Source organism: Pelomicrobium sp. G1 (genome assembly GCF_051905455.1).
Classification (GTDB): domain Bacteria; phylum Pseudomonadota; class Gammaproteobacteria; order Burkholderiales; family UBA6910; genus Pelomicrobium.
The window spans coordinates 1-14,106 of record NZ_JBQACR010000002.1; the positions used below are offsets into that span (position 1 = coordinate 1).

Genomic DNA, 14,106 nt, shown 5'->3' on the forward strand with positions numbered 1-14,106 from the left:
GTCTTGCCCTCCCCTGCGGGGGTGGGACTGATCGCGGTCACCAGGATGAGCTTGCCGTCGCGGCGCGACTTGAGGCTTTCCACCCACTCGAGCGACACCTTCGCCTTGTAATGCCCGTAGGGCTCCAGGGCGTCCTCGGGAACCCCCAGCCCCTCGGCCACCTCCCGGATGCGCTTCATCTTGGCACGTTGCGCGATTTCAATGTCGCTCAGCATATTCGATAAAAATAGAGAAAGAGATCGAACAAAGCCTAAACGGAACCATTTCTCGCAAATCGACCGTCAGCAGATGCGGAAGGGATGCCACGACGTTATAGCCGGTGTGTGGCGAGACTGCCTTCCACGGTTCGAGAAGCGACTGCCGCGAAGCCCTGCGGGCTCGTCAGACCGCCACCCGGGTTCCGCCTTGCTTGAGCGCTCGCTCGAGCTGGCGCTCGGCGGCGGCGATGGTGTTGCCCAAGAGCATGGTCACCGTCATCGGCCCCACACCCCCAGGCACCGGGGTGATCCAGGACGCTTTCTCCTTTACCGCGTCGAAGTCCACGTCTCCCACCAGCCGCCCGTCCGGCAGCCGGTTGATGCCCACGTCGATCACCACCGCTCCGCGCTTGACCATGGGGGCAGTAATCAGGTTGGGCCGCCCCGCCGCCACCACCAGGATGTCGGCGAGGATAGTAAACTGGGCTAGCTCCCGCGTCTTGATGTGGCAGATAGCCACCGTCGCCTCCCGGGCCAGGAGCATCAAGGCCATGGGCTTGCCCACGATGTTGGAGGCGCCCACCACCACCACGTTCTGCCCCTCGATGGGGATGCCGGTGTGCTCGAGCAGCACCTGCACGCCGTAGGGGGTACAGGGGGGAAAGACCGTGTCGCCGATCACCAGCCCCCCCACGTTGTACAGGTGAAAGCCGTCCACGTCCTTGGAAAGATCGATGGCCTCCAGCAATCGGCGCATGTTGTAGTGGGGCGGCAGGGGCAACTGCACGATGATGCCGTGGATCGCCGGATCGGCGTTGAGCGCTTCGATCGCCCGCAGCACCTCTTCCTGGGGAGTATCGGCGGGGAAGCTGTGCACCTCCGAGTGCAGCCCCACCTCCCGGCAAGCCTTCACCTTGTTGCCCACGTACACCTTGGAGGCGGGGTTCTCCCCCACCATCACCACCGCTAGCCCCGGCACCACGCCCCGAGCCTTCAACGCCTCGACCCGGGCCCGGTAACCCGCCCGCACCTTGGCCGCCACGGCCACCCCGTCGATGATCTTCGCCGTCACTTTCGACTCCTCGCCCTTTTTCCGAAGACCCGCCCGTTCCCTCTCAAGCGGGCGTCAGGAACCCGAGCACGATAAAAATCATGATGCTGGCACCGGTCAGGGCATAGGCGCAACGGTTGAGCCATGCGGTCCGCACATGCCCGAGCCGCTCCTGGAACAGGGAGGCGGCGAGCGCCGCCAGCGCTCCGACCACCGCCAGGGCGATCACCACTTCCCGGTTGAGCAGCCAGTCCATCAGCGTTTCGCTATCCTGCGGGAGTAGGCTTCCACGAAATCCGCCGCTGCCTTGCTGCCCCCGGCGAAGGACTTCATCGCCTCCTCGTGGAGCAGGGACAGGGCCTGCATTTTAATGTCGTTGGCCCGGTCGTTCTCGACGATATCCTTGAGCTTCCTGGGACGGGGTACGTCCACTTCCAGCACCGCTCGCACCCGAGTGGGGATGTTGGTCATGATAAGCAGCCGGTCGGCGAGAAAGATCGCCTCGTCGATGTCGGTGGTGACAAAAAAGTTGGTACGACGGGTCTCCTCGAAAAGCGCCGCGTAGTACTCCCACATCAACTCCTTGGTCATGGCGTCGAGCCCGCGGAACGGCTCGTCCAGGAGCATCACGGAGGGGTTGTTGATCATGGCGCGAGCCAGTTCCGCCCGCCGCTGCATGCCCCCCGAGAGCTGGTTCGGGTACTTGTCGCGGAATTGGGTGAGCCCCACCTTATCCAGCAGGAACTCGGCGAATTCCCGGTTTTTTTGCGTGTCCTCGCCCCGCGCCTTCGGTCCGTACATGATGTTCTCGTAAGTGGTCATCCAGGGGAACAGGGCCGTTTCCTGGAAGACGACCAGTCTGTCGTGACTTGGACCGCTCACGGGCTTTTCATCCAGAGTGATGGTGCCGCTCGAGGGCTGTTCGAAGCCCGCCATCAGGCGGATCAAGGTGCTCTTGCCGCAACCGGAGGGGCCGATCATCACGGTGAGCTTGTGGCGCTGCACCGTGAACGAGCAATCCTTGACCACCTCCTTGGCGAACCGTTCCACGCCGTAGGACTTGCTGACCTGATTGACCTCGATTTCACCGGCCTGCACCTTGCCGAGGCCGGCTCTGGAGGTCGTTTTGAGTACCGTTGCCATTGAAGCGTCTCCCGAGTTCTACCGGACCCTTAACCAGGGGGTGGACAGCTCGCCCAGCTTGCGCACGATGCCGCTGGAGATATACCCGGCGATGCCGATGGAGATCATGCCCACCACGATCTGCTCGTAGGAGCCCCCGACGTAGGAGTTCCAGATGAAAAACCCGAGGCCGCCCCCGGCCCCGCTCGCCTGGATGGCGCCCCCGCCGCCGGAGATCATTTCCGCGGCCACCACCACCTCCCAGGTGATGCCCATGCCCACCGCCGCCCCCACCACGATGGAGGGCAATGTGCCGGGCAGGATGATGCGACGGAACACGTTCCAGCGCGTCGCCCCCATGGAGCGGGCCGCCTGGAAATAGCGCACGTCGATGGACTTGGCGCCCCCCAGCACATTGATCACGATGGTGTAGAACGCCCCCAGGAAGGTGACGAAGGCGATGGACATCTCCTGGGTCGGCCAGAAAATGATGGAGGCCGGCACCCAGGCAAGGGGCGGGATCGGGCGCAACACCTCGAAGGGCGGGAACAGGACGCCGTAGGCCGTGCGGCTGATGGCCATCATGAGCCCGAAGGGGATGCCCACGATCATGGCCGCGATGAAGCCGGCGAACACCCGCAAGGTGCTCTTGTACCAGCTCAGCCAGTAGCCCAGATCGTAGAGCAGCCCGAGCCACACCTCGATCACCGACGAGGGGGCCGGCACCGCTCCGATCCAGGGCAGCTCGAAGCCGAACCACTGTTTCCAGCGCGAGCCGACCTCCCAAAGGAGCACGAACACCGCGATGGATACAATGCCGCGCCCCACGGTGCGGCTAAACAGGGTTTTCCTGATCGCTGCCACGTCCACGGATCAACCCTCCTTCTCGCCGGCGGCGAAGGCTTTCAGCGCCTCCTCGTGCACCGCCTCCATGGTCTCGTCCATCAGCTCGCGGAAGCGCGGCGCCGTGAGCACGCCGTAATCCCGCGGATGGGGGATGTCCACTTCGAGGATTTTCTTCGGCTTGCACGGTCGCGTGGTCATGATGACCACCCGGTGCCCCAAGAAAATCGCTTCTTCCAGGTCATGGGTGATGAAGAAAATGGTGACCTTGTTCTTGTAGTAGATCTCCAGCAGCGCTTCGTGCATCACCGACTTGGTGAGGGAATCCAAGGCCCGGTACGGCTCGTCCAAGAGCAGCACCTTGGGATCGTTCATGAGGGCCCGCACGATCTCCACCCGGCGCCGCACCCCGGAGGAGAGCTCTCCCGGATAGCTCTGCTCGGTGCCCGAGAGCCCTGCGTCCGCCATCATTCCCCGGGCCTTTTCGCACGCCTCCTTCCAGGTCATCTTGCCCTGCATGACCGGACCGAAGGCCACGTTCTCCAGCACGGTCTTCCAGGGGAAGAGGGCACCGTTCTGGAACACCACGATGCGGTCGGGCCCCGGCTCCGCCTTGGGCTTGCCTGGCCCGCACAGCATTTCCCCGTCCAGGTAGATGGCGCCGGAGTTGATGCTGTGGAAGCCGGCGATGGCGTTGAGGAGCGTGGTCTTGCCGCACCCCGAAGGGCCTACGATCATGCAGATCTCGCCGGGGGCGATGTCCACCGAGCAGTGGTCCACCGCCAGCACCGCCGCCCCGTCCGGGTCGTAGATCTTGACCACGTCCTGGATGCGGATGGCGCCCTTGCCCGTGGGGCTCAGCGGCGCGAAGTTGGCGGACGGCTCCCTCATCATGATTGCCCTCCCAAAGCGAGCTCGCGAACTCGCCATTGCATCAGGTGGTCTCCGACGATCCGCACCAGGGCGCTGGTGATGTAGCCGACCGCGCCCAGGGTCACCATGCCGATGATGATGGTGGGATAGCGCACGGTGGTGTAGGAGTTGTTGATCACGTAGCCCAGGCCGAACTGGCCGGATACCATCTCCGCGGCCACCAGGGAAAACCAGGCCACCCCCACCGAGATCTGCAATCCGGTGAAGATGAAGGGCAGCGCCCCGGGGATGATGATGTGGCGGAAAGTCTGCCAGCGGCTCGCCCCCAGGCAATAGGCGGCGCGGAAATAGGACTCGTCGATGGACTGCACCCCCAGCATGGTGTTCAGCGCGGTAGCGTAAAACGAGGCGAGGAAGGTAAGGAAGATGACCGGCGTCTCTAGGCCCTTGAACATGAGAATCGCCAGGGGCACCCAGGCGAGGATCGGGATCGGCCGCAGCATCTCGAACACCGGAAACACGTATTCCTTGAACTTCGGCGACCAGCCGAGGAACAACCCCAAGGGCACGCCGAGTGCGGTAGCCAGGAAGAAGGCGATGCCGACCCGTCGGCAGCTCACCCAGATGTGCTGGTAGTATTCGGGGGTATAAATGGAGAGGCCGTAGGCCGGGTCGGGGCTCAACCATTCCTTGACCACCGCGGTAAGCCCTGGCATCTGCTCGAATCGCGGCAGCTTCCATACTTCCACCGCCAGGTACCAGAAGCCGAGAACCAGGGAAAAGCCGATCGCCATGAGATAGGGGCGCGGGCTCCTCAGCCACTGGGCCAACCGGAACATGGTGAGCGCCAGCCCCGTCAACTGTTGGGGCGCCGCGCGCCGGCCCACCGGCCGCAGTTGCGCCACCCACTCCGGCACGGTGAAATCCCGGGTGATCATGGTGGCAAAGCGGCTCATCACCACGTCGCCCGTCTCCGGGTCCGACTCCAGGATGCGCAGCAGGGCGTCGCCGTTGATCGCCAGACACTCGGTATCTTCGACGGCGGTAGATTTGGCCAGCCGGTAGGGTTGGCTCTTGAGCAGTGCCGCCCAGCCGAAAACCTCGCCGGGCCCCAGAATGCGCAGCAGGTTAGTGGCGCCGGCCCCCGGCCCGAGGACGTGCTCCACACGCCCGCGTACCACCACGAACAGATCGTCGGCCCGGTCGCCGCGGTTATAGATCACTTCGCCAGCCTTATACGAGACTCGCCGCGCCGCCCGCGCAATAGCTTCCAGCATCTCGTTGGAGACCACCTGGAACGGCATCGCGCTTTTGAGCAGGCCAACGGTGTCCTCCGTCCGGACCGTCCTCGTGGCCAATTCCATGCCCGTTACCTCCTCCTGGGGTTTCGCTGAAGTAATTCTCGCCCCTGTGGGTCGGGGTGGCCGGCCGCTGGGCGGCCGGCCACCGTTGCTCTTATTGCTTGAATGCCGCCTGGAACTCCGATTCAGGCAAGGCTTTGACGATCCCGATGGGCGCCTTCAGACCACGCTCCTTGAGGATCTCCTGGGTGAACTGGGGCATGACCGCCTCGGGACGCAGCGTCGGCGTGTTGATGGTCTTGATCTCGTAGAGGAAGGCCGTCGCCCGCTTGATCAGCTCTTCCGCCTCGGGGGTGATGGTATAGTGCAGGAGGATGCGCTCCGGCCCGCCCCCGGCCTCCTTGGCATGCTCGCCGTAGGCCGACCTCCACAACGCCTTAGCCGGGAACCCCGTGGTCTGCTCCTGAGCCATCCGGACCACTTCGGCCGCGTTCTTGGGGTCGGCCAGGAAAAGCTGGGCGTCCAGCTCCGCCTGCAGCCAAGCCTTCACCACGTCGGGCCGCTGCTGGATCAGATCGGCCCGCATGGCGAGGAAGCCGCCGTCGTTCTCCTGGGCCGAGCGGCCGGTGGCCACCAGCCGCGCCAGCCCCTCCTCGATCAGCCGGGAGGTGGTGGGTTCCCACATGACCGCCGCGTCCAGCTTCTTGGCGCGGAAGCCGCTGGTGATCACTTCGATGTTCTGGTTGAGATAGGCCGCCGGCTGGACGTTGTACTTCTTGAACACCGCCTGGGCGAAGCGGTCGGTACAGCTTCCCTTAGGCACCGCCACCTGCTTGCCGTTCAGCCACTGGATGGCTTCCTTGTCGCTCTTGAACTCCGGCGCGTCGGTGCGCACCAGGAAGGCGTTGCACTGGTCCCAGCCCAGTCCCAGGTTGGCGACGATGCGGATGTCGGCCACGTTCTGCTTGGTTGTGGACACGATGGCCGGCATGTCCCCCATGTAGCCGATGTGCTGCTTGCCGGCCAGCATGTTGTTGACGATGATGGCACCCTGGAGGCCGATCTGGAACTCCACCTCGGAGCCCTTGGGCAGGTATTTCTCGTAGAATTTTTTCCCACGCATCACCACGCCGGACCAGGACTCGGTGTAATAGGGCTGGTAGCCCACCACCAGCTTGACCGGCTCGCCCGGCTTGCCGAAGCTCAGGGTCTGCTGGGCGAGGCCGGCGCTCGCCGAGAGCCCGAACACGGCCGCCCCGGCCAACCCCAATACCCGCCGTGCGCCCGCTTTGAACCGCTCACTGGATAAAATGCTCATTTTGCCCTCCTATCTCCTAAGGATTAAGGATGATTGAACGCGCGGCTTTTTCCACTTTTTGTCGTTCCGGAGCGGCGGCCGGGAATCTGGCCTCCGATCCGGGCCGCGAACGCCTGCTACTTCGCTCCGGAAGCCGTGAGGTAACGGGTGATCAGCTCGGCCAGCCGCCGCATCACCAGATACCCCGACGCCGGGTCGGACTCCAGAACCTTGAGCACCTCTCTTCCGTTCATCCGCAACACCGAAGACTTCTCCAAACAAGTCGCCCGGGCGATCCGGGACGGCTGCCCGTCCATGAGGGCCGCCCAGCCGAATACTTCGCCGGTGCGCAGCACGAACCCTGCCGGCGTAGTGCGCTCGTCGCGCCCGATCAAGAACTCCACCCGCCCGCTCTCCAGGATATAGAGGTCTTCCGCAGGGTCTCCAACCCGGTACAAGGTGCTCCCCTCGGGATGGGTCTCGGACCTGCACAGCGCCTGGAGCGCGGCCAGGGTTTCCCGCGGCAGCCCCTTGAACAGCTCGGAGGAGTCCAAGGCGCTCGGCGGCGCGAGATAGATCGCGCCGTCCTCCACCGTGATGTCGAAGATCTGCAAAGGCGATTCCGCAAGGCCCTGGGGCGCGCCCGTGCGGATATCCCATTGCCATAGGTGCATGTGGCAGGTGAGCACCTCGCCGTCGAACAGGCCCTCGCACAGGGGCACCTCCTGGTGAGGGCAGATGGCCTGGCAGGCGTAAAAGTCCCCGCCCGCGTTGGCCACCAGCACCTTGAGCCCGCTTTCCACCTCGACCTCTTTCAGAGCGCCAGGCGGAACCTCTTCCACCCGGCATACCATTTTCTTGCTCACGCCGTGGACCTTAGCTGAATTTGTCGTAGCGGATGTTGTCGGTGGTCAATTTAGCCTTGAGCAACAGCATGCGGATTGCCGCCTCCACCGCGGGCGGCGGGCCGGCGAGATACGCCCGCACGTTCTGGTACCTTCCTTCCATGCGTCTTGCCGCCACCTCGTGCACCAGCCCCTGGTCGAAGGCAAGCCCCGGGTAACGGTCGACGAGCGCCTGCGGCACCGGCTCGTCGGAGAGCGCCACGGTGATCTCGAGGTTGTCGGGAAACTCCCGGCGGAAGCCCTCCAGCGCCTCGAGATAGAAGACGTCCCGCGCCGAGCGCACGCCGAAGAAGACGTAGCCCTTGTACTGGCTAAAGTAGCGCTCCTGGCAGCCGCGGGAGAGAATGGACATCATGCCGGCGATCCCGCTGCCTCCGGCGATGCACAGGACGTTCTTGCCGAGCCCCGGGTAGAAGGTGGCCTTGCCCAAGGGCCCGAAGAGGCGAAGCTCAGCCCCTTGCACGCTCCCGTCGAAGAGCCACTCGGAGAAGCCCCCGCCGGGCTTTTTCTTCACCACGAACTCGAGACGGCTCGCCCGCCGCTCGAAGTTGACCATGGAGTAGCCGCGAAAGCCCCGCACCGCAGGGGCCTCCGCCAGCACGAACTGGCCGGCGTCGAAGTCCATGGGGGCATCCAGCGCCACGCGGAAGGCCAGCACGTCATGGGTGAGCCGCGCCTGGGACTCGATGCGCCCGTGGTAGAAAGCCGGGATACAGGCGCCCGGGTCGGCGTAGTAGACGAAGTTGGCCACCTCGATGGAGAGGTCGCTCTTCGGCTCGCACTGGCACATGAGGAATTCGCCCTGGGCGCTCTTCAGCAGGCGGGTGCCCGGCGCCTGGGGCCAGGGGTCGTGGATCTCCCCCTCGATCAGCTTCGCCTTACACGTGCCGCAGGTGCCGCTGCCGCACTCGTAGGGCAGGTCCACAGCGTTGCGCAGGCCCGCGAACAAAATCTTCTCCCCAGGGGCACATTCGAACTGGTACGCCCGGTTGCGGGCGTTGACCTGCACCTTCATCCTCTTCCTTTGTCGTTATGGCCAGCGGCTGCGCGCCGGCGGGGTCAAAATGGAATGTGGTAGCCGATGCCCAGCATCCGCGTATCCAGCCGCACGTTGCGCCGCAGGAGCCTGGCGCTGTCCCCGTTGAGCCGCACGGTGTCGTAGAGCTTGCCCACGCCGAATAATTCCGTGATGCCCCCGTCCAGGGTGGTCTTGAACACCTGCAGACCCGAGACCACCTGCGCCTCCTTCTTGGCGTCGTCCACCGTCACGGTGTACACGGTGACGTGGCGGGTGAGGGGCGAATGATCGCTGTTGTGGCGCGGCAGATTGTTGAACAGAGTCTGTATCCCGGCCTTGTCGTGTTCGAGCCAGGTCATCTCCCGCTTGATCTCTGGGCTGTACGCGGTGATGGTGTAGCGAAACTCCGGATCGCACAGATCCAGGTATCCCTTGAAGTCCTTTTCGTCCAAGAGCATGCACGATCTGTAGACCAGCTCTTCGACCATGGTTCTAGCGTTGCTCATAGCTCTCCTCGCTCCGGCCGCGCCGCCCGCGGGGCCGTGCCCCCGGGCGGGCGCCCTGTGCCCCGTTTAAGCGGCGGCCGCCTTTCCGGCCAGACCCCGATCGCCGAACGGGTCGTAAGCCGCCCGGCCCATGCGCCGGCTCCATTCGGCGTAGTAGTGGCGCATGCCGCCTTCGTCGTGGATGGTCATGTTCTCCTCGCGACCGTGCAGCACCCAGCGGCTGTCGGTGCGCTCGTCGCGCATGGCAATGCCCTGGCCGTGCACGCCCAGCAGGTCCTCGTGGAGGTTGCGCCCGAACGGTCCCCAGATCATGTTGTGATCGTAGATGCGTTCGGCGCGCATCTCGGGCGTGTCGCGTTTGAGCCCCAGGCCGCGGAACTCGATGATCACCTTATTGGGGCCCAGCGGGATGGCCGTGTCCATGCGCAACACCGAGGTGCGCAGGTTGTAGGTCATTCCCGGGAAGATGTCGATCAGGATCCACCCCCCCGGCGCAAGCCCCGGCCAGCCCACCTTGCGGTCCTTGCTGCCCTCGTACTTGTCGTACTTGATCTCCATGGAGCCCACCGAGGCGTGGCCGTTGGGATAGCCCACGTACTTGCGGTCGAAATAGCCGGGCTGGAGCATGCCGGTGATGCGGTTAAAGTAGTGCATGTAGTCGTGGTAGAACTCGCTGTTGGTGTCGTGCCACAACTTGTAATTGGTGTTCACCACGGCCTTGTGGAAGTGGAACACCTCCAGCGGCTCCTGCATGTGGGGCTCCAGCATGGAGAGCGCGTCGCCGATGTATTCCTTCAGCGTGCACGCGTTGTCGTCCACGTTGACCCACACGAAGCCGCCGTAGCCCACCTCGCAGCGCACTTCCCTCAAGCCCACGTCCTCCAACTTCAGCCGGTCCTGGTATCCCTCCTTGCCTCGGGAGATGTCGATGCAGTTGCCGCGGCAGTCGAACGACCAGGCGTGGAAGATGCAGGTCATGCGCTTGGCGTTGCCCGAGGGGTCGTAGAGGATCACGTTCCCCCGGTGCGGGCAGATGTTGTAGAAGGCGCGAATCCGGTCGTCGTCGCCGCGGATGATGATCAGGTTCTCACCCCCCGGGTGGCGGAAGGTGCGGTAATCGTAGGGGTTGGGGATCTCGCTTTCGTGACAGGCGATGATCCACACTTTGTTGAAGATCTTGTCGATCTCCTCGCGGAACAACTCCTCGCTGGTATAGACCCGGGTGTCCACGTAATGGGTCGGGGGGAACTTGGGGCGCTGGGCCCATTGAGTGGCATTTCTGGACATCGCGACCTCTCTCCTGGACTAAACAATACGTTCCCACCCCTTCTGCAGGATTCGTACCAGCGACGGACGCCTTCCGTCCGATCGCCTTTTCCGCAAAAAAAATATGCGCTTATATCAAGACGGTCGGCGTCGGCGCGAAGCCCGCGCCCGTTTCCAAAGGAAACGAGGCGAGTCTTCCCCTTGCCAACCGAAACATGCCAGCCTGCCCGCGGCTGCATGAGCGCGGGCGGGCCCTGTGCGCAAGATGAGGCGGAGGGCTTCCACCGGCGGGGAGAGTCCGATCGGATGCGCCCGGGAACCCGGAGGGTAAGACGGCTGCGGCGACGTCCGCTAGGCCACCGCCACCCGGGCGGCGTCGCCCGGGCGCAAGGGCGAGGGGTTCTTGGCGTAGGCGTGGTAGGCCGCGGCCTCGGCGGCGCCGAATTCCACCTTCAACCCCATGTCGGCGAACACGGTCTCCAGCGCGCACAGGCACAGCATCACGTTCTCCATCTTGCAGGAGTAGCCCATGATGCCGAAGCGCCAGATCTTGCCCTTGAGGTCGCCCAAGCCCGCGCCCAGCTCCAGGTTGTAGTCGTGCAGTAGCCGGCGGCGAACTTCCGCCTCATCCACGCCGGGCAGGACTTTGACCGCGTTCATCTGGGGCAGCCGGTACTCGGGCTTGACCAGGAGTTCGAGCCCGAAGGTCTCCAGGCCGGCCTTGAGGGCCAGGTGGTTGCGCCGATGGCGGGCCCAAGCGCGCTCCAGTCCCTCTTCCTGCAGCATGAGGAGCGCTTCGTGCAGCGCGTACAGGCTGTTGGTGGGGGCCGTGTGGTGGTAGGTGCGGGTGGTGTCGCCCCAATAGGTGAGGAGCAGCCCCAGGTCCAGGAACCAGCTATGGACCTTTTCCTCCCGTTTTCTCACCATCTCCACCACCCGGTCGCTGAAGGTCACGGGGGAGAGCCCGGGCGTGCAGGACAGGCATTTCTGGCTCGCGGAATAGCAGGCGTCGATACCCCATTCGTCCACTTTCACCGGCACTCCGCCCAGCGAGGTCACCGTGTCCACGAGGGTCATCAGCCCATACCGGTGGGCGATCTCGCACAGCGTCTTGGCGTCGGAGAGCACCCCGGTGGAAGTTTCCGCGTGCACGAAGGCGAGGATCTTGGCGTCGGGATTCTTCTTGATCGCATCCTCCACCTTGTTGGGATCCACGGGCTCCCCCCAGGCGTCGTCCACCACCACGGGCACGCCCTGGCAACGCTCCACGTTCTCGATCATCCGGCCGCCGAAGACCCCGTTGCGGCACACGATCACCTTGTCGCCCGGGTTCACCATGTTGACGAAACAGATCTCCATGCCCACCGAGCCTGGGCCCGAGACAGGGAAAGTCACCTCGTTGGCGGTCTGGAAGGCGTAGCGCAGCATGGCCTTCAGCTCGTCCATCATGGCGACGAACACCGGGTCCAGGTAACCGATGGTCGGGCGGGAGAGCGCGGAGAGCACCCGAGGATGGATGTCCGAGGGCCCCGGTCCCATGAGGGTGCGCTGGGGCGGGTAGAAGGTGCTGATTTTTTTGCCGGGGCGGAATTTCATGATCTTTTCCGTAAAGTAGAGACGCACACCCGCGGCGGTCGCAAGCCGCTGCGGCCACAAAGAAAAATGTATTATATCAATTGCTTGGATTTCGCGCGCAAAGACCGTATTCGGCCCGTAGGGTCAAAGGCTTACGGAACGCCCCCCGTCTACCGCAATGGTGTGGCCGGTCACGTAGGGGGCGTAGGCCACCAAGTACACCACCGCGCGGGCGATGTCCTCGGGCTCTCCCTGCCGCTGCAAGGGCACCTGCTCGATGATCCGGTGGCGGATGTCGGCGGACCAGTGGCTGTCCTCCGGCCACAACACCGGGCCGGGGGCCACCGCGTTCACCCGTACCTCGGGGCCCAGCTCCAGGGCGAGGGAGCGGGTGAGGGCCGCGAGCCCCGCCTTGGCGATGCTGTAGACCACGTAGCCGCGCATGGGCCGATCGGCGTGGATGTCGGTGATGTTGACGATGGCGCCCCGGCGGCGGCGCAGCTCGGGGCTCGCCGCCTGGGACAGGAACAGGGGCGCCTTGAGGTTGGTGCCCATGAGGTCCTGCCAGGCGCTTTCCGTGATTCCCCCCACCGCCGTGGGAAAAAAGCTGGAGGCGTTATTCACCAGGATGTCCAGGCGCCCGAAGCGCGCGAGCACCGCCTCCACCAGCCGCCCCGGGGTGCCCGCGTCCAGCAAGTCCCCCTGGACGATGTCGGCGGAATCGGGCCGCTGCCGGTTGAGCTCGGCGCCGAGGACCTCGGCTTCGGCCCGGGAAGCCCGATGATGGATCATGACCCGGGCCCCCGCGCCGTGGAGAAAGCGGCAGATGGCGGCGCCCACCCGCTTGGCTCCACCGGTGACCAGGGCCACTTGGCCCGAGAGCACGGCTTCCACTACACTTGCGCCACGTTCGATCGAAGCAGCCAATTTACCACACTCGTCCCTGTTCCCCGCCGCTCCCCTGTGCCGGGAGATCGATCCCGACGCCATGAGCGCACTGCCTGCGCCCGATGAGGCAGGTGAGGCCCACAGCCGGCGCGTCGCGGCCCACATCCGCGGCGAGATCGCCCGGGCCGGCGGCTGGATTTCCTTCGCCCGCTACATGGAGCTGGCCCTGTACGCCCCGGGCCTGGGCTACTACGCCGTGGGGGCCGCCAAGCTGGGCCCCGAGGGGGATTTCGTCACCGCGCCGGAAATCTCCCGCCTGTTCGGCCGCGCCCTGGCGCGGCAAGTGGCCCAGGTCCTCGAGCGCTGCGGCGGGGCGGTGCTGGAGCTGGGGGCGGGCAGCGGCCGGCTGGCGGAGGATCTGCTCGCCGAGCTGGAAGCCCTGGGGCGGGCGCCTGAAGCCTATCTGATCCTGGAAGTGAGCCCGGCGCTGCGGGAGCAGCAGGCGAGGCGCTTGGCCCGGCTCCCGGAGCGGCTCCGGGACCGGGTGCGGTGGCTCGACGCGCTGCCGGCGGCGTTTCGCGGCGCGGTGATCGGAAACGAGGTGTTGGACGCCCTGCCGGTGCACCTGGTGGCCTGGCGCAAGCAGGGATTGTTCGAGCGGGGTGTGGCCGTCGAGGGCGACGCCTTCGTCTGGCGCGAGCGCCCCCTCGCCCATCCGGAGCTTCGCCGCGCCGCCGAGGCGATCGTGGCGCCAGCGGATTATGTCAGCGAGATCTCCCTCGCCGCGCCCGCCCTGGTGAGGACTTTAGGCGGGCTTCTCGAGGAGGGTGTCCTGCTCTTCGTCGATTACGGCTTTCCCGCTGCGGAGTACTACCATCCCCAGCGCGCCGCCGGCACCCTCATGTGCCATTACCGGCACCGGGCCCACGACGATCCCTTCCTGTGGCCGGGGCTGCAGGACATCACCGCCCACGTGGACTTCACTGCCGCCGCCCGCGCGGCGCGGGAAGCCGGCTTGGAGGTGCTGGGCTACGCGAGCCAGGCCCGCTTCCTCCTGAACTGCGGCCTGCTCGAGCTGCTGGCGACGGTGCCGGCGGAAGACGCGGCCCGCTACCTCCCCCTGGCAATGGAAGCCCACAAGCTCCTCTCCCCCGCCGAGATGGGGGAACTTTTCAAAGTGCTCGCCCTCGGGCGCGGCCTCTCCGCGCCGCTGCTCGGCTTTGCCGCTGGTGACCGCAGCCACGCGCTGGCCTGAGAACACCCA

15 protein-coding genes are annotated in these 14,106 nt (G+C 65.2%); 1 reads left to right on the forward strand and 14 read right to left on the reverse strand.

All coding sequences use genetic code 11. The features are described 5' to 3' along the window. The 14 genes from ACTFO6_RS02075 to ACTFO6_RS02140 all read right to left on the reverse strand — a co-directional run. Positions 1 to 212: formate--tetrahydrofolate ligase (locus tag ACTFO6_RS02075; protein WP_439932791.1), on the reverse strand; the 212-nt coding region annotated here is incomplete at its 3' end. A 169-nt stretch (positions 213 to 381) separates the two neighbouring features. Next, the gene (folD, locus tag ACTFO6_RS02080; protein WP_439932792.1) at positions 382 to 1,269 is read right to left on the reverse strand and encodes a bifunctional methylenetetrahydrofolate dehydrogenase/methenyltetrahydrofolate cyclohydrolase FolD; all 888 of its coding nucleotides are present in this window, start codon (positions 1,267 to 1,269) and stop codon (positions 382 to 384) included. A gap of 43 nt (positions 1,270 to 1,312) precedes the next feature. Continuing rightward, the gene (locus tag ACTFO6_RS02085; protein ID WP_439932793.1) at positions 1,313 to 1,504 is read right to left on the reverse strand and encodes a hypothetical protein; all 192 of its coding nucleotides are present in this window, start codon (positions 1,502 to 1,504) and stop codon (positions 1,313 to 1,315) included. Next, positions 1,504 to 2,391, reverse strand: coding sequence for an ABC transporter ATP-binding protein (locus ACTFO6_RS02090; RefSeq protein ID WP_439932794.1), 888 nt, complete (start codon positions 2,389 to 2,391; stop codon positions 1,504 to 1,506). The genes ACTFO6_RS02085 and ACTFO6_RS02090 overlap by 1 nt, the downstream gene beginning before the upstream one ends. 18 nt (positions 2,392 to 2,409) lie before the next feature. Continuing rightward, complete coding sequence (locus tag ACTFO6_RS02095; RefSeq protein WP_439932795.1) at positions 2,410 to 3,240, reverse strand: ABC transporter permease; 831 nt, start codon at positions 3,238 to 3,240, stop codon at positions 2,410 to 2,412. Positions 3,241 to 3,243: 3 nt separating this feature from the next. Next, positions 3,244 to 4,107, reverse strand: coding sequence for an ABC transporter ATP-binding protein (locus tag ACTFO6_RS02100; RefSeq protein ID WP_439932796.1), 864 nt, complete (start codon positions 4,105 to 4,107; stop codon positions 3,244 to 3,246). Beyond that, the gene (locus tag ACTFO6_RS02105) at positions 4,104 to 5,450 is read right to left on the reverse strand and encodes an ABC transporter permease subunit (protein ID WP_439932797.1); all 1,347 of its coding nucleotides are present in this window, start codon (positions 5,448 to 5,450) and stop codon (positions 4,104 to 4,106) included. Before ACTFO6_RS02105 ends, ACTFO6_RS02100 begins: the two co-directional genes overlap by 4 nt. Positions 5,451 to 5,541: 91 nt before the next feature. Then, positions 5,542 to 6,705: an ABC transporter substrate-binding protein gene (locus ACTFO6_RS02110; protein ID WP_439932798.1), complete on the reverse strand. Its 1,164-nt coding sequence runs from the start codon at positions 6,703 to 6,705 to the stop codon at positions 5,542 to 5,544. A gap of 116 nt (positions 6,706 to 6,821) precedes the next feature. Continuing rightward, positions 6,822 to 7,550 carry a Rieske 2Fe-2S domain-containing protein gene (locus ACTFO6_RS02115; RefSeq protein ID WP_439932799.1) on the reverse strand — a complete coding sequence of 243 codons (729 nt, stop codon included), beginning with the start codon at positions 7,548 to 7,550 and terminating at the stop codon, positions 6,822 to 6,824. Positions 7,551 to 7,560: 10 nt separating this feature from the next. After that, entirely contained in the window at positions 7,561 to 8,604 is a 1,044-nt protein-coding gene (locus ACTFO6_RS02120; RefSeq protein WP_439932800.1) for a 2Fe-2S iron-sulfur cluster-binding protein, read from the reverse strand. 44 nt (positions 8,605 to 8,648) lie between these two features. Further along, entirely contained in the window at positions 8,649 to 9,113 is a 465-nt protein-coding gene (locus ACTFO6_RS02125) for an aromatic-ring-hydroxylating dioxygenase subunit beta (RefSeq protein WP_439932801.1), read from the reverse strand. 66 nt (positions 9,114 to 9,179) lie between these two features. Continuing rightward, positions 9,180 to 10,400: an aromatic ring-hydroxylating oxygenase subunit alpha gene (locus ACTFO6_RS02130; protein ID WP_439932802.1), complete on the reverse strand. Its 1,221-nt coding sequence runs from the start codon at positions 10,398 to 10,400 to the stop codon at positions 9,180 to 9,182. 330 nt (positions 10,401 to 10,730) lie between these two features. After that, complete coding sequence (locus tag ACTFO6_RS02135; protein WP_439932803.1) at positions 10,731 to 11,975, reverse strand: pyridoxal-phosphate-dependent aminotransferase family protein; 1,245 nt, start codon at positions 11,973 to 11,975, stop codon at positions 10,731 to 10,733. Between the two features lie 123 nt (positions 11,976 to 12,098). Continuing rightward, entirely contained in the window at positions 12,099 to 12,881 is a 783-nt protein-coding gene (locus ACTFO6_RS02140) for a pteridine reductase (protein WP_439932804.1), read from the reverse strand. 61 nt (positions 12,882 to 12,942) lie between these two features. Here ACTFO6_RS02140 and ACTFO6_RS02145 point away from each other — a divergent pair, with 61 nt between their 5' ends. Then, positions 12,943 to 14,097 carry a class I SAM-dependent methyltransferase gene (locus ACTFO6_RS02145; protein ID WP_439932805.1) on the forward strand — a complete coding sequence of 385 codons (1,155 nt, stop codon included), beginning with the start codon at positions 12,943 to 12,945 and terminating at the stop codon, positions 14,095 to 14,097. Positions 14,098 to 14,106: the final 9 nt, after the last annotated feature.